Below are 21,810 nucleotides of genomic sequence, written 5' to 3' on the forward strand. Positions count from 1 at the left end.
CCATTGTCCCCGATTACGCCATGGCCGACACCACCGAATTCGAAGCCGCCGCCTTCCGCCGGCTGTTGCAGCACCTCAACGTCGAGCGCAGCGACGTGCAGAACATCGACCTCATGATCCTGGCCGGCTTCTGCCGCAATTGCCTGTCCGACTGGTATCGCGAGGCGGCAGAGGCCGGAGGCCAACCAATGAGCAAGGACGAAGCCAGGGAACGGGTCTACGGCATGCCGTTCGCCGAATGGAAGGCGAAATTCCAGAAGGACGCCACGCCGGAACAATTGGCCGCCTTCGCCGAAGTCCAGCGGCGCCACGACTGAAATGCTCCACAAGCTGCTCGCCACCACCCTGGCCCTGACGCTGCTTGGATACGCGGCCATCTGCGCGCTGCTCTATTTCAGGCAGCGAGACCTGATCTATTACCCCGGCGCCACCACGGTTCCGATCCAGGCCACCGATTTCAGCCTCGTCCGCGGCGGAGTGAAGCTTCGCGGATGGAAGCTCAATCCCGGTAAGGCCGGAGCCTTGATCTATTTCGGCGGCAACGCCGAACGCGTGGAATCCTCGCGACAGGATTTCACCCGTCTTTTCCCGGACCGGACCGTTTATCTGCTGTCCTATCGCGGCTATGGCGCAAGCGAAGGCCAGCCGACCGAAGCGGCCCTCTTCGGCGATGCGCTGGCCTTGTATGACGCGATACGCGGCCAGCATCCGCAAGGGAACATCGCAGTGATCGGCCGCAGCCTGGGCAGTGGCGTAGCCAGCTACGTGGCGTCAGAACGGGCGGTGGAAAAACTGGTCCTGGTCACGCCCTTCGACAGCCTGGCCAACGTCGCCCAGGCACATTACCGCTGGCTGCCTGTGCGCTGGCTGCTCAGTGACACCTATCCCTCGCACCGCTACCTGCAACGCTATCGCGGCCCGTTGCTGATCGTGCGTGCCGGCCGCGACCAGGTCATTCCACCCGGCAACACGGACCGTCTGCTTGCCTCGTTGGCCATTCCCGCTGAGGTGGTCGATTTTCCAGCTGCCGATCACAACGATATTTCGAGCGACCCGCACTACGACGAAACACTGCGCGAGTTCCTCCGCTAACCCGCCCGATTGTCCAGATCCGGACTCCTGATCACCTCGGCGGTCTCTTCGCTCAGAGCCTGGCCTTCGCGCCTGGGCGTGGTGAATGGCGTCGGTTTTGGCGCGACCCTGGGTCCGGTATTGGTGTGCATCATCCCTGCCCCGGCCGCGAGGCCGCCACCGGCCATCTCCAGCTCGAAGCGCTCGGCATCGCGGCGGCGGATCTCGGTGGCGATGCGCGCCGCATCGTCTTCGGAAACTCCCAACTCCACCAGCGCGGCGGCGCCGAAATTCACCGCCGATTCGAAGGTCTCGCGGATCTGGTAGTCCACACCGGCGTTGATCAGCTGCAGGGAATGTTCGCGGTCGTAGGAACGCACCAGCAACCGCGCCTGCGGGAATTCGGCCTTGGCCAGTTCCACGATGCGGTTGGCCGCCACGCGGTCGTCGATGCATACCGCGATCGCGCGGGCCTTGTCCGCGCCGGACGAATGCAGCACGTCCAGGCGGGTGCCGTCGCCGTAGTAGATCTTGAAACCGAATTCCTCGGCGCTGCGGATCATCTCGATATCGGTATCGATGATGGTCACGTCCACGTCGCGCGCGAGCAGCGACTGGCTCATGACCTGGCCGAAGCGGCCGAATCCGATGATCAGCACGCTGCCGCTCAGGCCGTCGGCTTTCTCGATGCCTTCAAACGATTCCTGCCTCTTCGGGCTCAGGCGTTTGAGCAGGATCACGAACAGCGGAGTCAGTACCATCGACAGCACCACGATGGCGGTGAGGTTCGCATTGACGCGCGCATCGATCACGCGCGCGGCGGCCGCGGCGGAGAACAGCACGAAGGCGAACTCGCCGCCCTGGGCCATCAGGATCGCCCGATCCAGCGCGTCCACGTGGGTGCTGCGGGTCATTCGCGCCACCACGTAGATGCACGCGGCCTTGGCCGCCATCATCGCCAGCACACCGGACAGGATCAGTTTCCAGTTGCCAGCCACCACTGACAGGTCCAGCGACATGCCCACGCTGAGGAAGAACAGCCCCAGCAGTATGCCGCGGAAGGGCTCGATATCGGCCTCGATCTGGTGCCGGAACGTGGACTCGGACAACAGCACGCCGGCCAGGAACGCTCCCATCGCCATCGACAGGCCGCCAACCTGCATCAGCAAGGCCGAACCCAGCACTACCAGCAATGCGGCCGCCGTCATCACCTCGCGGGCCTTGGCAGCAGCGAGGATCCGGAACAGTGGATTGAGAAGCCAGATGCCGGCGGCGATCAGGCCGGCAAGACTGGCCACGCCAATGCCGACGCTGAGCCAGCGCGAGCCGTCGGCGTGGTCCGGCACCACCGGCGACATGAAAGCCACCAGCGCCAGCAAGGGCACGATCAGCAGGTCCTCGAACAAGAGGATCGAGACGATCTTCTGGCCGCGCGGCAAGGCGATGTCGCCACGTTCCCCAAGCAGCTGCATGACGATGGCCGTGGAGGTCAGCACGAACCCGGCGGCGCCGATGAACGACACGGCCAGGCTGAATCCGAACGCCAGGCCCACCCCGGTCAGCGCTATGGTGCAGGCGAGGATCTGCAGAGTCCCCAGCCCGAAGATCTGCCGACGCAGGCTCCACAGATGCGAGGGCTGCATCTCCAGGCCGATCACGAACAGGAACATGACCACGCCCAGTTCGGCCACGTGAAGGATCGATTGCGGGTCGGAAAACCAGCCGAAGCCGAACGGGCCGATGATCAGGCCAGCGGCAAGATATCCCAGCACCGAGCCCAGCCCGAGTCGCCGGAAAACCGGCACCACGACCACTGCCGCTCCGAGCAACGCCACGACCTTGATCAGGTCACTTGATACGACTTCGGTAGCCAAAATGCGTTCCCGGCAGGCAGAGGCCTACAGGTTAACCGCCGGGCGCGCTGATGCCGACCCTTGGCATCGCGTCGAAGCAGGTTCGCAGGCAACCGGCCCCCGTTATGCGCCCGAGCCGGCCCCGCAGAACGCCGGATAGTCGATATACCCGGGAAACGGAGTGCCCGGCGCGCATACCACGCAGTCCGGGTCAGGCCGCAGGCGGATTTCCCGAAAGCGCATCGCCAACGCGTCGAAATGCAGCAGGCGGCCGGACAGCGGTTCGCCCATGCCCAGCAGCAGCTTGACCGCCTCGGTGGCCTGCAGCAGGCCGATAACGCCTGGCAACACGCCCAGCACGCCGGCTTCGGCGCAATTCGGGGCAAATTCGGGCGCGGGCGGCTCGGGAAATAGGCAGCGATAACACGGCATGCCGCCGCGATGGCGACCGGCGTCGAATACGCTGACCTGGCCTTCGAAGCGCTGTACCGCCCCGTACACCAGGGGTATGCCGAGCTTCACGCAGGCATCGTTCAACAGATAGCGCACGGGGAAGTTGTCGGCGCCATCGACGACCACGTCCACGCCCTCCAGCAGTCGCTCCACGTTCGCGCGGGTCACGCGCTCGGCAACCGCCTCGACCTGCGTCCGCGGGTTCAGGGCCGACAGGGTTTCCTTCGCGGAGGTCACCTTGCGCTCGCCGATGCTCGCTTCGGTGTGCAGGATCTGGCGGTGCAGATTGCTGCGATCCACCACGTCATTGTCGGCTATGCGCAGATGCCCCACCCCGGCGGCCGCCAGGTAGAAAGCGGACGGGGAACCCAACCCGCCTGCGCCGATCATCAATACCCGCGAAGACTCCAGCCTGCGCTGCCCTTCCACACCCACTTCCGGCAGGCGAAGCTGGCGCGAGTAGCGGTCGAAGAAATCGGCATCGGAAGGGTCCAGCTGCGGGTGTGAGACCGGCAACCCCTCGGCCATCCACCGGGTCGTGCCGCCGGCGACCGAGGCAACATTGGAGTAGCCCGCGGCAACCAACGCCTGCGCCGCCTGCAGCGAGCGTGCCCCACCCTGGCATATCAGCATTACTTCGACATCATGCCTTGGCAGGTGCATGGCGGGATCGGCTTCCAGTAACGCCTTGGCGATGCCAAGTGCACCTTCAGCCTGTCCGCCCATGCGCTCGTGCGTTTCGCGCACGTCCACCAGCACCGCGCCTTGCGACTGCTGCCGGCGGGCCTGGGCGGGGGTTATTTCGATGATTTGCATGACCTGATTATCGCGCCGTTCGCGCCACGGGTCAGTAAGCGATCACTTCGACGACGCTGCCTACCGGATACGCGCGCCGGCCTTCTTCCAGCAGGACCAGTGCATCGCTATCCGTGGCTGCGCGCAAACGGTGCGAGGCATCCGCAGGATTCGGCGCGACGCCGAGCACGCCGTCGTCGCCATGCTGCAGGCGACCGCGCAGGAATTCGAAACGCTCGTTCGATTTATCCCAGTGCGTCGTCAGCCTGGCAAAACGCCTTGCGCGCACTTCGCTCCTGCCCTGCAGGGCATCCAGCAATGGACGGCCCAGGGCAAGAAAGGTCGCCAGTACCGAAACCGGATTGCCGGGCAGTCCCAGGAACAGCGCGCGGTCCAGTCCGCCCAGCAAAACCGGCATGCCCGGTTTCATCCTGACCTTCCAGAAGTGGACCTGGCCGTGGCGCTCAAGCAGGAGCGGCACATGGTCCTTCTCCCCCGCCGAAACGCCACCGCAGGTCAGCACCACGTCGAAGGCGGTAGCGGCATCACGCAAGACCGATTCCATCCGTGCCGGATCATCCGGCAGGGTCGGCCAAGCCACCGGCTCCAGACCCTCGGCGCGCAACAGCCCCATCAGCAGCTCGCGGTTGCTGTTGTAGATCTGGCCGGGCAACAGCGGCAGGCCCGGCTCCACCAGTTCATCGCCGGTGGTGAACACCGCCACCGTCGGGCGCTGCGCGACTTCGAGTTCCGCTATCCCCAGCGCGGCGGCCAGGCTGGCGCGGGCCGGCGAAAGCGGAGAGCCCGCATTCAACACCACCTCACCCGTGCGCACATCCTCGCCCGCATGGCCAAGATGGGCGCCGGCACGAACACCTGGCGGCACCGACACCCGGCCGTCGTGCTCGCTGGCGTCTTCCTTGATGACCACCGTATCGGCGCCGGCAGGCAATGGCGCGCCGGTTGTGATCCTTGCGCACTCACCGGGTTGCAGCACCAGGTCAAGCGCGATCCCGGCGAACTGCTCGGCGACCAGCCGCAGGTGCGTCTCGCCTTCCACCGCCAGGTCGTAATGGCGCAGGGCGAAGCCGTCCATGCGGCTGTTGTCGAAGGGAGGCAGGTCAATCGAAGCAACCACGTCCTGCGCAAGGATGCGTCCGTCGGCACGTCGGACAGCGACGAGCTCGGTCGGCAACCTGTGCTCTACCGCTACGCGCCGGACGATTTCCAGCGCGTCCGCGTAGCCGATGCGGGTGGCGAACACGCTCATCGGGATCGGCTCATCGGGACCGGCTCATCTGAAGCGGCTCATCGAATCCGCGCAGCCCGGCTCACTTGCCGCGCTTGACGTGCCGGATCAGGCGGCGCTTCTTGGCCACCTGCTTGTCGGTCAGCACGTTCTTCTTGCCTTCGTAGGGATTCACCGAATCCTTGAAGATGAAGCGCACCGGGGTGCCGACCATCTTGAAACGCTTGCGGAAGAAATTTTCCAGGTAGCGCTTGTACGATTCGGGCAGGTTCTTGAGGCGCGTGCCATGGACGACGAAGGTCGGCGGGTTCAGCCCGGCCGGATGCGCGAAGCGCAACTTGGGCGCATTGCCGCGCACTGCCGGCGGCGGGTTGGTCTCGTAGGCGACCTCGATGGCCTTGGTGACTTCACTGGTGCCATGTTCGGTGGTCGCAGACGCATGCGCGCGATGGATGGCCTGGAAAAGTTCACGCAGGCCCGAGCCATGCTTCGCCGAAATGCGCACGTTTTCCGCCCATTCCACGAAATTCAGCTTGCGCGACAGCAATGCTTCGGTCTGCTCGCGCTGGTAGGTTTCCAGCCCATCCCACTTGTTGACCGCAACCACGAGCGCGCGGCCCGCGTCGAGGATGGCGCCGAGCACGGTCGCGTCCTGGTCGGTCACGCCTTCGGTGGCGTCCAGCATCAGCACCGCGACCTGGCATTGCTCGATCGACTGCAGGGTCTTGATGATGCTGAATATCTCGACCGCTTCCTCGACCTTGGACTTGCGACGCAGGCCGGCGGTATCGACCAGCCGGTACTGGCGGCCGTCACGCTCCATGTCCACCGAGATCGAATCCCGCGTGGTGCCCGGCACTTCCGAGGCGATCATGCGTTCCTCGCCCAGCAAGCGGTTGAACAAGGTGGACTTGCCCACGTTGGGGCGGCCGACGAAGGCGATTCGCACCCGCGCCGGATCGTTGTCCAGGACCTCGGTGGTGCCCTCTTCCGGCAAACGGGCCTGCACTTCCTCCAGCAGGTCGTCGATGCCCTGGCGGTGGGCAGCGGACACGGTGATGACGTCGCTGAAACCGTAGCGCGAGAACTCCGAGATGGCGGTGGATTCCTCCAGCCCGTCGATCTTGTTGATGACCAGCAGCGTGGGCCGCGAGGATTTGCGTAGCCAGGACAGGATGTCGTCATCCAGGGTCGAGGCGCCTTCGCGGCCATCGACGATGAACAGGACCAGGTCGGCCTCCTCGGCGGCGGCACGCGCCTGGCGGGCGGTGGCACCGGCCAGTCCCTCTTCATCGCCGGCGATGCCGCCGGTGTCGACCAGCATGAACGGGTTGTCCTCGTCCAGGCGGCAGATGCCGTAATTGCGGTCACGGGTCACGCCGGGCTGGTCATGGACCAGCGCATCGCGAGTGCGCGTCAGCGCATTGAAGAGCGTCGATTTGCCCACGTTGGGGCGGCCGACCAGTGCAACGAGGGGAAGCATATGAGGAAGCCGGAAAAGAAGATGGAAAGCGGGCAGCCTGTATCACAGGCCTTCCGGGCCCCGATTATCCCCTATTCGACAGGGCGGCATGGGCACCGGCAAAAACAGACAGCGCACCGGAGTGCGCTGTCTGGCAATCATGGAGCAGGCAATACCGGCCTTATTGCAGGCGGAAAGCGCTCAGTTCGCCGTTGACGTTCTGCACGAGCAGGATGCCGTCGGCCACCACCGGCTTGGCACGCAGCGCCTTGCCGCCGACGCGTGCACGGGCAGCTTCCTGCCCATTGTCCAGACGCAGCCAGTGCAGGTAGCCATCGAAATCACCCACTACCGCGTAGTCACCCTGCACGGTGGGTGCGGTCAGCGAACGACGCGCAAAGGAGGGATTTGACCAGAGTGAATTGCCCGAGGCCTTGTCCAGCGCCCACACCGTGCCAGCAGGATCGGCAACCAGCACGCTCCCGGAAGCCACACCCAGGCCGCCCACGCCGCCATGGTCCTGCGCCCAGAGGGGACGACCACTGGGCCCGTCAACCGCGATGGTCTGCTTCTTGTAACTGGTCGCATAGACCGTGGTGTTATCAAGCACGACAGGCCCATCGACATCCGCCATGCGCTCGAGTTCGGTGCGTCCGTCCGGAACGCCGACCACCTGGTTCCACAACGGCCGGCCGTCGGTGGAGCCCATGGCCGAGACCGTGCCGTCGTCGTTACCAACGAACACAACGCCCGGGCCCAAGGTGACCGGCGCATTGCCGCGAACGGTCAGGCTGGGCAGGTCGTGGGTGGAAAACCACTTGCGCTCTCCGGAGGCGGCATCGAATGCCGACACCCGGCCATCGTTGGATCGCACGAAGACCAGGCCCTGGCCGATGACAGGTGCGGCAATGACCTCATTGGAAACCTTGGCCTGCCACTTCTCCGTGCCATTGGAGGCATCGAGGGCAATGACCTTGCCGTCCAGCGTGCCAACCACCACCAGCCCGTCTCCGGCACCGGGGCCACCGGAAAGGCGCGCATCCGACTTGTATTCCCACACTGTCTTGCCAGTTTGCAGATCGAAGGCGCGCACGCCACCCTTGACTGCAGCGGCGTACACGCGGCCATCGGCTACCGCAGGACCCTGGCCTATGCCGAGGCTGTCCTCGCCCTTGCCCGCATTGGCACTCCAGAGCTTGGAGACGTTGGCGGTCGGCGTGAAATCGACCAGCGCGGCCGGCTCGCTCGGCTTGCCATCGTCCTTGCCCTTGCCGAACCAGCCCTTGACCGTGCTGCAACCAGAAAGGAGCGCTGCCAAGGCAACGATCGCGACAATTCGTTTCAACATGAAGACCGACCTCATCAGATGGGCTTGGCCGGCTTGGGCGGCGTGCCGCCTGCGTCGGTAAGTTTCAGCTCGACCAGCCGACGTTGCGGAGCGGCGACGTCCATGCTGGTCAATGCTTTCAGGTAACTGTCGCGAGCCTGGTCCCGCTTGCCGGAAGCCAGCAACGCGTCGCCGCGCGCTTCAAGTGCCGCACTGCCCGCAGCGTCGCCCAATACCTTCAGGGCCTCATCGGGCTTGCCCGTATCGAGCAGCAACCGGGCCAGGCGCAGGTCGACCAACGGCTTAAGCGATGGATCGGCCTTGATGCCGCGCAAGGTCACAATCGCTGCGCCTGCCTGGTCGGCCTCCACCTGGGCCTTGGCCAGCTGCAAGGCAGCGAGGTCCATGTAGGCGTCCCCGCCCTTCAACTTGGCGACTTCGGCCTGCGCCTTTTTCACGTCGCCTGTGGACAGGCTATCCAGTGCCGCTTGGTAATTCTGGTTGGCCTGGTCGGCCTGCTGGAGCTGGTGCTTCTGCCACCACTGCCAGCCGAAAATAACCGCGAGTCCCAAGGCTACGCCACCGACCAGACCAGCGCCGTTGTTCTTGAGCCAATTGCGGACGCGCTCGCTTTGTTCGTGCTCGTCGAGCAGATCGTCGATCGCCATGCGTGCTCTCGCCCCGTATCCGGAGCATTTCGTATTCGGGTTGGACGGAATGTTTCTGCGGATTCCACGCCGCGGCGGTCAATCAGCGACCGGTGCGATGGAACCCTGAGAGGATACCGCAAAGCGCGCCACGTTGGCTCGCATGTACGGGGTCAGGTCCAACGTACTACCCGCATGCTGAACCTCGACCGCAGCCGCATTGCCCAGAATCACGCGCCCAACTTCTCCATTGCGGAAAGTGCGCTCTTCCCCCGCTTTAAGCAGACCTTTTTCAATGCTGGTTCCATCGGGCGCAATCACCTGCACCCAGCTGTCACCCAGCACGCGCAACTTCAGGGCCTGGCCGATGGCACGCGGCATGGGCGTGAGCGACGCGACATACGGGGCAGTGGGCGCGGGGCGGCTGGCGGCAACCTGCGCATTGCTGTACGCAATTCCATTCGGTGCGCCGGCCGCGACCGGAACCTCGTCCAGTGAGGCGGTGGTGCCGGACCGATTGCCGTCCACATGCGACTGCGTGGCCACCCATACGGGGATGGCAATGGCAGCGGTTATGACCACGTAGACGGCGCGACGCGCCACACTATCCATGATCCGCCTGTATCGCGGGGTGTGGCTGTGGCTTACAAGCTCCGCCGGCCGGACCGGCTGCAGCAAGGCCTGTTCCATGTACGGCTCGATATCGACTTTCAGCAGCTTGGAATAACTGCGCAATTGCCCACGGACGAATACGGTCGCGCCCAGCTTCTGCCAATTCTCTTCTTCAATCGCCTGCAGCACGCGCGCGGGCATCTTCAGCTGGCTACCGGCGTCTTCAAGACTGAGGCCCGCTTTTTCGCGCGCGCTCCGTAGTGCCGCCCCGCAGCCCTGCGCATATTGACCCGCGGCATGCAGGTCAGACCGTATTGGATCATTCATGGCTTCGTCATTTCCCCGGGGTTCGCGGTACCGAGTCAGGGAACTCCGCCCTCAACCGCTGAACATATCGACTGGCGGCAGCCTTGTCGCCCAGTCTTTCTTCTACATCGGATGCCAGTTGTAGCACGGCCGGATTGGCAGGTGCAGCAGCCAATCTGCGTTCTGTGAACGCCCTCGCTTCAAAATATCGACCGGCGTGGTATTCGCTTTGGGCCATCGACGCCAGCGCATAGCCGTTGGACGGGTCGAGGGCCAGGGCACTGCGCAAGTCCCGCTCGGCGCGCTGGTACTGGCCCACCTTCAAGGCACAGCCTCCTGCATTGGCAAGCGCGGAGGCTGGTGTCGCATAGCGTGGATCCTTGATTGCCCGGTCAAACCAGACCAGGGCCTCGGCCGGCGCCCCATTGGTGCACAGCCAGGCGCCGTAATTGTTCAAAGCGCCGCCGTTGGCGGGGGCGAGTTCTGCGGCGCGCTTGTAGTAGCCGCCCGCCTCCGCGGTCTTGCCCTGGGAGTCCATGATCACGGCCAGCAAAGAATAGGCGTCAGCCGAACCGGGCTCGGCCTTCAAAGCCGCCTTGGCTTCACGCTCGGCGGTGACCAGATCGCCGCTGCGCAAGCGCTGGCTGGCCAGTGCAAGCCGGTCCTGCACCTTCAACCGCTGCTTGGTGGCTGCACTGTCGGCAACGCTGTACTCGGACTTCTGCTCGGACACCCGGATCATCTTCGAGGATGGCTTCACGAAGGTCAGCCGCGAGCACCCCGAGGTTGCGCCAGCCAGCAGAAATGCCAGCACGGCGACGTCAAGCAGCCGCATCATCGATCCCCTGTGATTGCAGGTGCAGCTTGAACTCGGCCTGGCGACGGGTCCGATCCACCACCTGCCCCTTCAACTGGCCACAAGCCGCATCTATGTCGTCGCCACGCGTGCGCCGAACCATCGTCAGCACCTGCGAATCCAGCAGGATCTTCTGGAAGGCGCGGATGTCGGCATCGGTACTGCGCTCGTAGCGCGTGCCGGGGAAAGGATTGAACGGAATAAGGTTGACCTTGCCTGCATCCCTGGACTGCACAGTATTGTCGAACTGGCGCATCAGCCGTGCCAATTCGCGTGCGTGCTGCGGCTGGTCGTTGATGCCTCGCATCATGGTGTATTCGAACGTCACCGAATCGCGCTTCTTGCTGGCCTGCACGTAGCGCGCGCAGGCCGCCATGAGCTCGGCGATTGGGTACTTCTTGTTCAAGGGCACCAGTTCGGTACGCAACTCGTCGTTGGCGGCATGCAGCGAGACCGCCAGGGACACATCGGACTCGACCGAAAGCCGGTCGATCATAGGCACCATGCCGGCGGTGGAAAGCGTCACGCGCTTGTTGGCCAGCCCGTAGCCCAGGTCATCGCGCATCACGCTCATGGCGCGCACGACGTTATCGAAATTCATGAGTGGCTCGCCCATGCCCATCATCACCACGTTGGTGAGCTTGCGCTGCAGGTGCGGCACGTTGCCCAGGTGGCACGCAGCCACCCAGACCTGGCCGATGATCTCGGCCGTGGAAAGATTGCGGTTGAAGCCCTGGGTCGCGGTTGAGCAGAACTGGCAATTCAACGCGCAACCGACCTGCGAGGACACGCACAGGGTGCCGCGTCCCTTGTCAGGAATGAACACGGCTTCGATGGCGTTCTTGCCATCCATGCCCAGCAGCCATTTGTGGGTGCCATCGGTGGACGGTTTTTCGAACTGGATCTGCGGAACCACCACCTCGGCATGCTCCTGCAGCTTTGCGCGCAGCGCCTTGCCGAGGTCGGTCATGGCATCGAAATCGGTGACATGACGATGATGGATCCACTTCATCACCTGGTGGGCGCGGTAACGCTGTTCGCCAAGCGTGTCAGCGAAAAAGCGCTCCAGCCCCTCGCGATCGAGGTCGAGCAGATTCTGTTTCTTGACGACCTCGTTCACGGCATCAACTCAGCGCGAGACCACTTCGGTCGCGGCGAAGAAATACGCAATTTCGTTGGCTGCGTTTTCAACTGAGTCCGAACCATGGGCGGCATTGGCGTCGATCGAATCGGCGAAGTCGGCGCGGATCGTGCCTGCTGCCGCATCCTTCGGATTCGTTGCACCCAGCAGGTCACGATGCAGGGCAACGGCATTCTCGCCTTCCAGTGCCTGGATCATCACCGGACCGGAGATCATGAAGTCGACCAGCGCGCTGAAGAACGGGCGTTCGCGATGCACGGCGTAGAAGCCCTCGGCTTCACGGCGCGACAGCTGCTTGTACTTGGCGGCCACGACCTTCAGGCCGGCCTTTTCGAAACGCGAATAGATCTCGCCAATGACATTCTTGGCGACGGCATCGGGCTTGACGATTGACAGGGTGCGCTCCAGCGCCATGGATATTCTCCGTTGGGTGGGCCACTACGGACCCGAGGTTAACATGAAAAACCCGCGTCGAAACGCGGGCTTAGACTAAATTGCGTAGCGCAATTCTAACGTATCGGCCGACACTTTGCAGCCGCTCCATACGGCTCATGGCGCACTGCAGCATGACTTGTGCCGGCAATGGGCAGAGAATCAAACAAGCGTTTGATTACCGAGGTTTGCATGGCCAACACCGCCCACTTCTCCACCAAGGACCGGATTCTCGGCGCCGCGGAGGAACTCTTTGCACAGCACGGCTTCGCCGGTACGTCCTTGCGACAGGTCACCAGCCGCGCCGATGTCAACATCGCCGCGGTCAATTACCACTTCGGGTCCAAGGAGAACCTGGTCAACGAGGTGTTCCGCCGCCGCATGGATGACATGACCGCCCTGCGCCTCAGCCAACTCAAAACCGCACTGGAAGCGCATCCGGGGGAGCTGCAACCCGTCCTGGCTGCCTTCGTCGAACCTGCGCTGGCCATGTCGCAGGACCGCCATGGGGGCGGCGCGTTCGTGCGCGTGGTGGCGCGCGCCTATGCGGAAAAAAATGACGGCTTGCGCAAGTTCCTGTCAGACCATTACGGCCATGTGTTGAGGGAATTCGGCAAGGCCATAGCCACCTGCGTGCCGGGCCTGAGCAAGGAGGAGCTGTACTGGCGCCTCGACTTCCTCGCCGGCGCCTTGACCTATGCCATGGCTGATTTCGGCCTGATCAAGCGGCCTGCCGATGTAACTGAATCGGTACACCGTGAACGCGCAGCGCGTGAGTTGATCCGATTCGCAGAGGCCGGCATTCGCGCCGGCCACTGAACTTTTCAATTTGTAAACAAGGGTTTAGAGAACATGTCTAACAAGTTGCTTGTACGTAAAGTAGCGGTGCTCGGGGCCGGCGTAATGGGTGCCCAGATTGCCGCGCACCTCACCAACGCAGGGGTGGACACGGTGTTGTTCGACCTGCCCGCAAAGGAAGGTCCGGCCGACGGCGTGGTACTCAAAGCCATCGCCAACCTGGGCAAGTTGAGCCCGGCTCCCCTGGCCAGCAAGTCGCTGGCCGAGGCGATTACCCCGGCCAACTACGAGACCGGGCTGGAACAACTGCGTGGCTGCGACCTGATCATCGAGGCCATTGCCGAGCGCATGGACTGGAAGCAGGACCTGTACAAGAAGATCGCCCCCTTCGTCGCCGACCACGCGGTCCTGGCCAGCAATACCTCCGGACTGGGCATCAATGCCCTTTCGGATGTACTGCCCGAGCAGCTTCGCCACCGCTTTTGCGGCGTGCATTTCTTCAACCCGCCGCGCTACATGCACCTGGCCGAGCTGATCCCGACCCGGGTCACCGATGCGTCAGTGCTGGAAGGCCTCGAAACCTTCCTGGTCACGACCCTCGGCAAGGGTGTGGTCTACGCCAAGGACACCCCCAACTTCATTGGCAACCGCATCGGCGTGTTCTCGATCCTGGCCAGCATCCACCACACGGCCGAGTTCGGCCTGGGCTTCGATGAAGTGGATGCCGTCAGCGGCCCGCTGATCGGTCGTCCGAAGTCCGCGACCTACCGGACCTCGGACGTGGTTGGCCTGGACACCATGGCGCATGTCATCAAAACCATGGGCGACACCCTGCCGGACGACCCGTGGCACAAGTACTTCGCCGCGCCCAAGTGGCTGGAAGCCCTGATCGCCAAGGGCGCCCTGGGCCAGAAGACCGGCGCCGGCATCTTCCGCAAGGTCGGCAAGGACATCGTGGTGCTTGACCTGAAGGCGCAGGACTACCGGCCGTCGACCGGCGCTGCCGCGCCCGAAGTCATCGAGATCCTGAAACTGAAGAACCCGGCGGAAAAATTCGCCAGGCTGCGCGAGAGCCAGCACCCGCAGGCGCAGTTCCTGTGGGCGACCTTCCGTGACCTGTTCCATTACAGCGCCTACCACCTGGCTGACATCGCCGAAACCGCGCGCGACGTCGACCTGGCCATCCGCTGGGGTTACGGCTGGTCGCTGGGGCCGTTCGAAACCTGGCAGGCGGCCGGCTGGAAGCAGGTGGCGCAGTGGATCGCCGACGACATCGTTGCCGGCAAGACCATGAGCAGCGCGCCGCTTCCCAACTGGGTATTCGATGGCCGCGACGGCGTGCATGCCGCCGAGGGCAGCTACAGCCCGGCAAGGAACGCGAAGTTGCCGCGTTCCACCCTGCCCGTCTACCAGCGCCAGCGGTTCCCCGATCCGCTGCTGGGCGAGAAATTCCCCGCTGGCGAGACCGTGTACGAAAACGACGGCGTCCGGATGTGGACCGACGGCGACGGCATCGCGGTGGTCAGCTTCAAGACCAAGATGAATACCGTCAACGACCATGTGCTCAACGGGCTGCAGGAAGCGATCGGCATTGCCGAACGCGATTTCAAGGGCCTGGTGCTGTGGCAGAACAGCGAACCGTTCTCTGCTGGCGCCGACCTGTCCGGTGCCATGGGCCTGCTGCAGGCGGGCAACGTGGCTGGCTTCGAGGCCATGGTCGCCAACTTCCAGGCCACCAGCCAGCGCATCAAATATTCGCTGGTGCCGGTCGTGGCTGCGGTGCGTGGACTCGCGTTGGGCGGGGGCTGCGAGTTCCCGATGCACAGCGCCAAGACTGTTGCGAGCCTGGAGAGCTACATCGGCCTGGTAGAGGCCGGGGTGGGCCTGCTGCCCGCCGGCGGAGGCCTGAAGGAAATCGCGGTGCGCGCCTCGCAGGCCGCCGGTCCGGGCGGCGACGTGTTCGCCGAGTTGAAGAAGACGTTCGAGACCGTCGCCATGGCCAAGGTCTCGGCCTCGGCGATGGAGGCGCAGGAACTCGGCCTGATGCGCAAGACCGACCGCATCGTATTCAATGCATTCGAGCTGCTGTACGTGGCCAAGCAGGAAGCACTGGCGCTGGCGGAAAGCGGCTACCGGCCGCCCCTGCCCGCCCGCCGCATCCAGGTGGCCGGCGACGTCGGAATCGCCACCTTCAAGATGATGCTGGTCAACATGCTGGAAGGTCGCTTCATCAGCGAATACGACTATGAGATCGCCGTGCGCATTGCCACCATCCTCTGCGGTGGCGAAGTGGATCGCGGCTCGCTGGTGGACGAGGAATGGCTGTTGAAGCTGGAGCGCAAGCACTTCGTCGAACTGGCCCAGCAGGAAAAGACCCAGGCGCGGATCGGACACATGCTCAAGACCGGCAAGCCGCTTAGAAACTGAGAATAGTGAATCTTGAATCGTGAATCGGCCAAGCCAGTAGCTTTTGCCGTTTCCATTCCCCACTCCCTATTCCCCATTCTCGATTGAGGAACGAAACAATGAGCAAGCAGATCCAGGAAGCCTATATCGTCGCCGCCACCCGCACGCCCGTGGGCAAGGCGCCGAAGGGCGTATTCCGCAATACCCGCCCCGACGACATGCTCGCGCACGTGCTCCGGGCCGTGGTCGCGCAGGCGCCGGGCATCGACGTCAACCGCATCGATGACGCGATCATCGGTTGCGCCATGCCCGAAGGCGAGCAAGGCATGAACGTGGCGCGCATCGGCCTGTTGCTGGCCGGCCTGCCCAACACGATTGCCGCCCAGACCATCAACCGCTTCTGCTCCTCCGGCTTGCAGGCGGTAGCCCTGGCTGCCGACCAGATCCGCCTCGGCAATGCCGACCTGATGCTGGCCGGTGGCACCGAGTCGATGTCGATGGTGCCGATGATGGGCAACAAGATCGCCATGGCCCCCAGCGTGTTCAACAACGACCACGTCGCCATTGCCTACGGCATGGGCATCACCGCCGAGAAGGTGGCCGAGGAATGGAAGATCTCGCGCGAGGACCAGGACGCCTTTGCGCTGGCCTCGCACCAGAAGGCCATCGCGGCCGTGCAGGCAGGCGAGTTCCGGGGCGAAATAAGCCCGTACGAAGTGATGTCGCATGTGCCCGACCTGGCCGGCAACACCATCCAGCTGCGCAAGCTGCTGGTGGAAAACGACGAGGGCCCGCGTCCGGACACCACGCTGGAAGGCCTGGCCAAGCTGCGCACCGTGTTCCGCAATCCGCAATTCGGCGGCACGGTCACGGCCGGCACCTCCTCACAGATGAGCGACGGCGCCGCCGGCGTGCTGCTGGCTTCGGAACAGGCCATCAAGGATTACGGGCTGACCCCGCTGGCCCGCTTCGTGTCCTTCTCGGTGGCTGGCGTGCGTCCCGAAGTCATGGGCATCGGCCCCATCGCGGCGATTCCCAAGGCGCTGAAGCAGGCCGGCATCACCAGGGAGCAACTGGACTGGATCGAATTGAACGAGGCCTTCGCCGCTCAGGCACTGGCCGTGATCCGCGATAGCGGGCTGGACCCGTCCAAGGTCAATCCCCTGGGCGGCGCCATCGCACTGGGCCATCCGCTGGGCGCCACCGGCGCCATCCGAACGGCGACGATCGTGCACGGCATGCGCCGTCGCCAGCAGAAGTACGGCATGGTGACCATGTGCATCGGCACCGGCATGGGCGCGGCGGGCATCTTCGAATCGCTTTGATTCAAGCACCCGTCCGGATGTAGAAAAGGGGCAGCCATCGGCTGCCCCTTTTTGATTCTTGCAGGTGGCCCGGGTCCGCCTATTCCAGCTCGGTGACACCCAGTTCCTTCAGCGCGTTCTGCATCAGTTGCTGCGCCGCATCGCTGAGCTTTTCATGGTCCAGCGCGTAGCGGATGGTCGCCTCGATCAAGCCGATATGGGTGCCGCAGTCGAAACGGGTGCCGCGAAAACGGTAGGCATGCACGGGATCATCGGCGAGCAGCGAGGCGATGCCGTCCGTGAGCTGGATTTCGCCGCCCGCACCGGGCGTAGTCCTTTCCAGCAAGTCGAAAATGCGGGGGCTGAGGATATAGCGACCGACCACGGCCAGGTTGCTGGGCGCGACGTCGGGCTCGGGTTTTTCCACGATTGCCGAAATGCGTCCCTCGCGACCATTGAATGCCTCGGTCGCGACAATGCCGTAACTGCCGGTCTGCTCGCGTGGCACGTCCTGCACTGCGATCTGGCTGGCACCGGATGCCTCAGCGGCGTCGGCCATCTGGCTCAGCGCACCCGGGCCGCGGTTCCAGATCAGGTCGTCCGGCAGCAACACCGCGAAAGGCTCGTTGCCGATGATCGGCTTGGCGCACAGGACCGCATGTCCCAACCCCAACGCCTCGGCCTGGGTGACGAAAACCGCGCGTACGTGGCTGGGCAGCACATTGCGCACCAGCTCCAGCTGCTCAAGCTTCCCAGCGCGCTCAAGCTTCTGCTCCAGCTCGTAGGCCTTGTCGAAATAATCGGCAACCGCGTGCTTGTAGCGGTTGGTGACGAAGATCAGGGTGTCGCACCCGGCCTCAACCGCCTCATCGACCGCGTACTGGATCAGCGGCTTGTCGATGATCGGAAGCATTTCCTTCGGCACCGTCTTGGTGGCGGGCAGGAACCGCGTTCCCAAGCCCGCCACGGGGAAGACTGCCTTGCGTATGCGTTGCGTCATCTTGTCCTTCTTGCGTCGCGTGCCGGGAACTGCACGATGGTGGCCCCGGTCTCCTGTACATGGCCGGCGGGCGAAAACTCGGGTACGGAAGCCCGCAGGATCCGCGACAGCTCTTCGTTGTCATAGGCAGCCGCTGCCGCCTGCAACGACACGATTGCCCGGCTGATCATTTCCACCGAGGCATCACGCGCCCGGGCTTCCAGGATCTTGGAATGGGAAGTGGGACGGTACAGTTCGTCGGCATGGAACAGCGTTTCATGCAGCTTCTCGCCCGGCCTGAGGCCGGTGTAGACAATGGCGATGTCCTTGCCGGGCTGCTTGCCTGCCAGGCGGATCATCTGCTCGGCCAGGACCCTGATCGGCACGGGCTCGCCCATGTCCAGCGTATAGATCGAGGCGTGTGCGGCGCCGGCAGCCGCCTGCACGATCAACTGGCAGGCCTCGGGAATGGTCATGAAATAGCGGGTCACGTCGGGATCGGTGACGGTGACCGGCCCACCCAGGCGGATCTGCTCGCGGAACAGCGGCACCACGCTGCCCGCCGAATCCAGCACGTTGCCGAAACGGACGGTGACGAAGCGGGTGGACTTGCGGTCGTCCATGGTCTGGCAGACCATTTCCGCGAACCGCTTGGTCGCGCCCAGCACGTTGACCGGGTCCACCGCCTTGTCGGTCGAGATGAAAACGAAGGTGGCAACACCCGCATCCCGGCAGGCACGCGCCACAACTTCGGTAGCCAGCACATTGTTGCGTACGGCCTCGCGCAGCTGCTGCTCGAGCAAGGGCACCTGCTTGTAGGCGGCGGCGTGGAACACCGCATCGGGTTCGGAAATCTTCAGCGCATGGGCAATAGCCGCGGGGTCACCACAATTGCCCAATACCGACACGATCTCCAGGTCCGGAAAAGCGCGGCTCAACTCGGCGTGAGTGGTGGTCAGTGCAAGCTCGTCGACCTCTAGCAAGGCAATCTTGCGCGCCCCGTGACGCGCGCACTGGCGGCACAACTCCGAGCCAATCGAGCCACCGGCGCCGGTCACCAGTACGGTACGGCCGCCCAGCCAACCACGTATCAGCTTCCAGTCCGGCGTCACCGGCTTGCGGCCGAGCAGGTCATCGATGGCGACCTCCTTCAGCTCGCCCGGCAACGACCTTCCTTCCAGAACGTCCACCAGTCGCGGCACGGTACGGAAAGGCAGCCCGGTACTTTCGCAAATAGCCACTACCCGCTGCATGTTCGCCGCGTCCAGAGACGGCATGGCGATCACGATCAATTTCGCGGCAGTCTCGCGGGCGATGGCCACGGCATCATCCAGGCCGCCCAACACCGGCACGCCGTGCAGCTTGGTGCCTTTCAAACGGGCGGCATCATCCAGCAGTCCCACGGGCTGGTAGGCACCGCTGCGGCGCAGATCGCGCACCAGCGCTTCGCCCGCACGGCCAGCACCCAGGATGAGCACGCGCAGTGCGACTCCGCTCTTCAGGTCTGAATTCTGGTTGTCCTTCCACGCGCGGAACAGCAACCGGGGCATCCCCAGCAGTCCGACAAGCGCAAACGGGTACAACACCAGGACTGCGCGGGGTACGGTTCCAAGGCGGTTATAGAGGGCCAGCCCCAGCGCCAGGGCAAGCAGGCCGAGCAGCGCGGCCTTCAGGATGTTCCACAGGTCGGGAACGCTGGCGAACCGCCACAGGCCGCGATAAAGGCCTACGCGCCAGAACACCAGGCCCTGGGCCACCAGAACGATGGCAATTTCGGGCGACCACAGGGGGGACGCCGGCGGATTGGGCAACATCGCGTAGCGCAGGTGGTGCAGACCCTGCCAGCAAAGCCACACCATCAACAGGTCATGGCTCACCACGGTAAGCCGCGGTACAAGCGCAGACAGCCGCTCACGCCATGAAATCATTGGCCTGCTTCCTTACTCAATTGAACGTCCTTGCGCAATCGCGCCCAAACCAAGATGCCTGCTGCGTACCAGGTGATCGCTCCAGCGACAATCCAGAACGCGGTCCAGCCTACGGCAGCGAGCATCAGGATCACAGCCAAAAGGCTGAATACCGCATAAGCCAAGGTGACACCGGCGTGCCCCCCGACCTTTCGTACCCATCCTTGATAGAGATGCTGAACATGGGGCTCCCACCAGCGTTCACCAGCTAGGATGCGCATGCACAGGGTGAAGCCCGCGTCTATTAGGAATGCCGACAACGGCAGCAGGAGCAGAAACAGAGCGGGGCCAGGCGCCGGGCTCAACGAGAAGGCAGCGGCCAGCAGTACTGCCAGCATGTATCCCAGTGCGCCGCTACCCACGTCTCCCAGGAAAATCCGCGCCCTGGGGAAATTGAATGGCAGGAATCCGCATATGGAAGCGAACAGCACCGCGGCCAGCCAAAGCCAAGGGCCTGCTCCAAGCAGCCACGCATAACCGAACGCGGCAATTGCTGCCTGGCTGGCCGCCAGGCCATTGATGCCGTCCATGAAGTTCCATACGTTCACCAGCACCATGACGGCCACGAACGCCAATGCCGCGTACTGTATGGCGCCCGTAGCCTGGTAGAGGACCCAGCCCAGGATGAGGGCCGCCAAGGCCTGGATGAACAGCCGCAACAGAGGGGACAGCGGGCGATGGTCGTCAAGCCAGCCTATTCCTCCCACCAGCATGAGCCCGGTGGCGAGCCCGGCCATGGACACCCGGTGTGCTGGGTGGGCGACCGCGATCCAGGCCATGCCCAGCAGCACGCAGGCCACGATCGAAATTCCACCGCCCCTCGGTGTAGCCACGGCATGGCTGCGGCGCTCGCCGGGATGGTCCAGGAGGCTCTTCCCAAGGGCGTATCCCCGGGCCAGCCAGGTTGCAGCGGCAGACAACAGGAAAGGCAGCACCAGCCAGATCGTGACTGCCGCCATCAAACCACCGCGTAGTTGAGCAGCGGCTTGACCGTGCCCCATTCCTTGCAGCTTGGGCATTGCCAATGATGGGTTCGCGCTCCAAACCCGCACCGGGTGCAGCGGTAACTGGGATTGCGAACCAGCAACTGGTCGGTGATGTGCTTCAGGTCGTTCAGGGTCGCGGTGGGATCTGCACCCTCGGCCAGGGTGAGGTCGATCAGTGCCGCCTCGCCACGAACCGAAGGCCGGTCCTTGAGCTGGCGGGCCAGGTAGGCCCGTGCCGCGGCGACCCCATCCTGGCTCTCGACCAGGCGCGTCAATGCCAGCACCGGGGCGATGCCGCGGTAGTGTTCGCACATCTCGGAAAGGAAGGCGCGCGCACCGGCAAGATCGACGCCCAGCTCATAGTTGGCCATCAGACTGGGCAACACTTCCGGCAGATAATCCGGGTCATGCCGTGCAGCGCGCTCGAAGGCCCGTATCGCGGCTTCGTGGTTGCCTGCGTCCGATTCGATGCGCCCTTCAAGTATGCCCGCGCGCACGCAACTGGCATCGGCCTGGTAGGCGCGGGTGATCGAGGCGCGCGCGGCATCGGAATCGTTGGCGGTGCGGTGGCGTTCGGCCAGTTCGCACTCGAACTGGGCAATGAGTTTGCCCATCGGTTCGCCGGCCACTTCCTCGTAGCGCGTGGCGTTGTCGATCGCCTTTTCCCAGTCGCGCTCGGTCTGGTAGATGCCTATCAGGTGCTTGAGGGCCTGCGGTGCGCGCTGGTCTATGCGGGTCAGGTCACTGAACACCGTCTCAGCGCGATCCAATAGTCCCGAGCGCATGTAATCCTCGCCCAGGGCCAGCAGTGCCTGCACCTTCTGCTGGTCGCTCAGGTCGTTCCGCTGCACCAGGCCCTGGTGCAGGCGGATGGCGCGGTCGACTTCGCCACGCCGGCGGAACAGATGCCCCAGCGCAACCTGGGTCTCGAAGGTTTCCTTGTCCAGTTCGGCGATGTGCAGGAAAAGCTCGATGGCCTTGTCAGGCTGCTCATTGAGCAGGTAGTTCAGGCCGCGGAAATAGGTGCTGGAAAGCCGGCTGACCTGGGTGTCGCCATGGCGTTGCCCTCCCCGCCGGCCGATGATCCAGCCGCTCAGGGCAGCCAAAGGCAGGAACAGGAAGAACCAGAACCATTCATTGAGGAATTGCATGCGTCAGGGCCTGCT

Annotated in this window: 18 protein-coding genes and 1 pseudogene; 5 read left to right on the forward strand and 14 right to left on the reverse strand. The window is 64.1% G+C overall.

Going from position 1 to position 21,810, the window contains the following annotated elements:
* The first annotated feature begins 20 nt into the window (after positions 1-20).
* Both DT603_RS01200 and DT603_RS01205 read left to right on the forward strand, forming a co-directional pair.
* Positions 21-317 (forward strand): DUF1244 domain-containing protein, encoded by a 297-nt coding sequence (locus DT603_RS01200; protein ID WP_162348021.1) that lies wholly within the window; start codon positions 21-23, stop codon positions 315-317.
* 1 nt (position 318) lies between these two features.
* Positions 319-1,092, forward strand: a complete 774-nt coding sequence (locus DT603_RS01205; protein WP_162348022.1) for an alpha/beta hydrolase — start codon at positions 319-321, stop codon at positions 1,090-1,092.
* Here the strand turns inward: DT603_RS01205 and DT603_RS01210 are convergent.
* The 10 genes and pseudogenes from DT603_RS01210 to ndk all read right to left on the reverse strand — a co-directional run bounded on the left by DT603_RS01210 (position 1,089) and on the right by ndk (position 12,186).
* Positions 1,089-2,945, reverse strand: coding sequence for a monovalent cation:proton antiporter-2 (CPA2) family protein (locus DT603_RS01210; protein ID WP_162348023.1), 1,857 nt, complete (start codon positions 2,943-2,945; stop codon positions 1,089-1,091). The genes DT603_RS01205 and DT603_RS01210 overlap by 4 nt on opposite strands.
* A 102-nt stretch (positions 2,946-3,047) precedes the next feature.
* A pseudogene (gene moeB, locus DT603_RS01215) lies at positions 3,048-4,208 on the reverse strand (molybdopterin-synthase adenylyltransferase MoeB); the annotation flags it as partial.
* A gap of 16 nt (positions 4,209-4,224) precedes the next feature.
* Entirely contained in the window at positions 4,225-5,442 is a 1,218-nt protein-coding gene (locus DT603_RS01220) for a molybdopterin molybdotransferase MoeA (protein ID WP_162348025.1), read from the reverse strand.
* Between the two features lie 61 nt (positions 5,443-5,503).
* Positions 5,504-6,904, reverse strand: coding sequence for a ribosome biogenesis GTPase Der (der, locus tag DT603_RS01225; protein WP_162348026.1), 1,401 nt, complete (start codon positions 6,902-6,904; stop codon positions 5,504-5,506).
* A 160-nt stretch (positions 6,905-7,064) separates the two neighbouring features.
* On the reverse strand, positions 7,065-8,246 hold the full coding sequence (gene bamB / locus DT603_RS01230) for an outer membrane protein assembly factor BamB (protein WP_162348027.1): 1,182 nt from the start codon (positions 8,244-8,246) through the stop codon (positions 7,065-7,067).
* A complete protein-coding gene (locus DT603_RS01235) occupies positions 8,246-8,878 on the reverse strand; it encodes a YfgM family protein (protein WP_162348028.1) in 633 nt (210 codons plus the stop codon). The genes bamB and DT603_RS01235 overlap by 1 nt, the downstream gene beginning before the upstream one ends.
* A gap of 78 nt (positions 8,879-8,956) precedes the next feature.
* Positions 8,957-9,796 (reverse strand): helix-turn-helix domain-containing protein, encoded by an 840-nt coding sequence (locus tag DT603_RS01240; RefSeq protein WP_162348029.1) that lies wholly within the window; start codon positions 9,794-9,796, stop codon positions 8,957-8,959.
* 7 nt (positions 9,797-9,803) lie between these two features.
* Positions 9,804-10,589, reverse strand: a complete 786-nt coding sequence (gene pilW / locus DT603_RS01245) for a type IV pilus biogenesis/stability protein PilW (protein ID WP_425500923.1) — start codon at positions 10,587-10,589, stop codon at positions 9,804-9,806.
* A 7-nt stretch (positions 10,590-10,596) separates the two neighbouring features.
* Entirely contained in the window at positions 10,597-11,751 is a 1,155-nt protein-coding gene (rlmN, locus tag DT603_RS01250; protein WP_162348031.1) for a dual-specificity RNA methyltransferase RlmN, read from the reverse strand.
* A gap of 9 nt (positions 11,752-11,760) precedes the next feature.
* Positions 11,761-12,186 carry a nucleoside-diphosphate kinase gene (gene ndk / locus DT603_RS01255; RefSeq protein ID WP_162348032.1) on the reverse strand — a complete coding sequence of 142 codons (426 nt, stop codon included), beginning with the start codon at positions 12,184-12,186 and terminating at the stop codon, positions 11,761-11,763.
* A 210-nt stretch (positions 12,187-12,396) separates the two neighbouring features.
* Between ndk and DT603_RS01260 the strand changes: the two genes are divergently transcribed.
* The 3 genes from DT603_RS01260 to DT603_RS01270 all read left to right on the forward strand — a co-directional run bounded on the left by DT603_RS01260 (position 12,397) and on the right by DT603_RS01270 (position 16,733).
* Complete coding sequence (locus tag DT603_RS01260; RefSeq protein WP_162348033.1) at positions 12,397-13,023, forward strand: TetR/AcrR family transcriptional regulator; 627 nt, start codon at positions 12,397-12,399, stop codon at positions 13,021-13,023.
* A 33-nt stretch (positions 13,024-13,056) separates the two neighbouring features.
* A complete protein-coding gene (locus DT603_RS01265; protein WP_162348034.1) occupies positions 13,057-15,429 on the forward strand; it encodes a 3-hydroxyacyl-CoA dehydrogenase/enoyl-CoA hydratase family protein in 2,373 nt (790 codons plus the stop codon).
* Positions 15,430-15,527: 98 nt separating this feature from the next.
* On the forward strand, positions 15,528-16,733 hold the full coding sequence (locus DT603_RS01270; protein WP_162348035.1) for an acetyl-CoA C-acyltransferase: 1,206 nt from the start codon (positions 15,528-15,530) through the stop codon (positions 16,731-16,733).
* 79 nt (positions 16,734-16,812) lie between these two features.
* On the opposite strand, the gene galU is transcribed toward DT603_RS01270, so the two are convergent.
* Genes galU through lapB form a run of 4 tightly spaced genes read right to left on the reverse strand, consistent with a single transcriptional unit; the run spans position 16,813 to position 21,795 of the window.
* Positions 16,813-17,712 (reverse strand): UTP--glucose-1-phosphate uridylyltransferase GalU, encoded by a 900-nt coding sequence (gene galU, locus DT603_RS01275; RefSeq protein WP_162348036.1) that lies wholly within the window; start codon positions 17,710-17,712, stop codon positions 16,813-16,815.
* Positions 17,709-19,619, reverse strand: a complete 1,911-nt coding sequence (locus tag DT603_RS01280) for a polysaccharide biosynthesis protein (RefSeq protein WP_162348037.1) — start codon at positions 19,617-19,619, stop codon at positions 17,709-17,711. Before DT603_RS01280 ends, galU begins: the two co-directional genes overlap by 4 nt.
* Positions 19,616-20,617, reverse strand: coding sequence for an MraY family glycosyltransferase (locus tag DT603_RS01285; protein WP_343037706.1), 1,002 nt, complete (start codon positions 20,615-20,617; stop codon positions 19,616-19,618). The genes DT603_RS01280 and DT603_RS01285 overlap by 4 nt, the downstream gene beginning before the upstream one ends.
* Positions 20,617-21,795, reverse strand: coding sequence for a lipopolysaccharide assembly protein LapB (lapB, locus tag DT603_RS01290; protein WP_162348038.1), 1,179 nt, complete (start codon positions 21,793-21,795; stop codon positions 20,617-20,619). The genes DT603_RS01285 and lapB overlap by 1 nt, the downstream gene beginning before the upstream one ends.
* Between the last annotated feature and the right edge of the window lie 15 nt (positions 21,796-21,810).

The sequence above is a fragment of the Pseudoxanthomonas gei genome (genome assembly GCF_010119615.1).
Lineage (GTDB): Bacteria > Pseudomonadota > Gammaproteobacteria > Xanthomonadales > Xanthomonadaceae > Pseudoxanthomonas_A > Pseudoxanthomonas_A gei.

Excerpts from the sequence above, each read along its gene's own strand:
- DT603_RS01270 (WP_162348035.1), top strand. The coding sequence starts at position 15,528 with ATGAGCAAGCAGATCCAGGAAGCCTATATCGTCGCCGCCACCCGCACG.
- DT603_RS01280 (WP_162348037.1), bottom strand. The coding sequence starts at position 19,619 with ATGATTTCATGGCGTGAGCGGCTGTCTGCGCTTGTACCGCGGCTTACC.
- DT603_RS01235 (WP_162348028.1), bottom strand. The coding sequence starts at position 8,878 with ATGGCGATCGACGATCTGCTCGACGAGCACGAACAAAGCGAGCGCGTC.
- DT603_RS01265 (WP_162348034.1), top strand. The coding sequence starts at position 13,057 with ATGTCTAACAAGTTGCTTGTACGTAAAGTAGCGGTGCTCGGGGCCGGC.
- der (WP_162348026.1), bottom strand. The coding sequence starts at position 6,904 with ATGCTTCCCCTCGTTGCACTGGTCGGCCGCCCCAACGTGGGCAAATCG.
- lapB (WP_162348038.1), bottom strand. The coding sequence starts at position 21,795 with ATGCAATTCCTCAATGAATGGTTCTGGTTCTTCCTGTTCCTGCCTTTG.
- galU (WP_162348036.1), bottom strand. The coding sequence starts at position 17,712 with ATGACGCAACGCATACGCAAGGCAGTCTTCCCCGTGGCGGGCTTGGGA.
- ndk (WP_162348032.1), bottom strand. The coding sequence starts at position 12,186 with ATGGCGCTGGAGCGCACCCTGTCAATCGTCAAGCCCGATGCCGTCGCC.
- DT603_RS01285 (WP_343037706.1), bottom strand. The coding sequence starts at position 20,617 with ATGGCGGCAGTCACGATCTGGCTGGTGCTGCCTTTCCTGTTGTCTGCC.
- DT603_RS01260 (WP_162348033.1), top strand. The coding sequence starts at position 12,397 with ATGGCCAACACCGCCCACTTCTCCACCAAGGACCGGATTCTCGGCGCC.
- DT603_RS01220 (WP_162348025.1), bottom strand. The coding sequence starts at position 5,442 with ATGAGCGTGTTCGCCACCCGCATCGGCTACGCGGACGCGCTGGAAATC.
- bamB (WP_162348027.1), bottom strand. The coding sequence starts at position 8,246 with ATGAGGTCGGTCTTCATGTTGAAACGAATTGTCGCGATCGTTGCCTTG.
- DT603_RS01240 (WP_162348029.1), bottom strand. The coding sequence starts at position 9,796 with ATGAATGATCCAATACGGTCTGACCTGCATGCCGCGGGTCAATATGCG.
- DT603_RS01205 (WP_162348022.1), top strand. The coding sequence starts at position 319 with ATGCTCCACAAGCTGCTCGCCACCACCCTGGCCCTGACGCTGCTTGGA.
- DT603_RS01200 (WP_162348021.1), top strand. The coding sequence starts at position 21 with ATGGCCGACACCACCGAATTCGAAGCCGCCGCCTTCCGCCGGCTGTTG.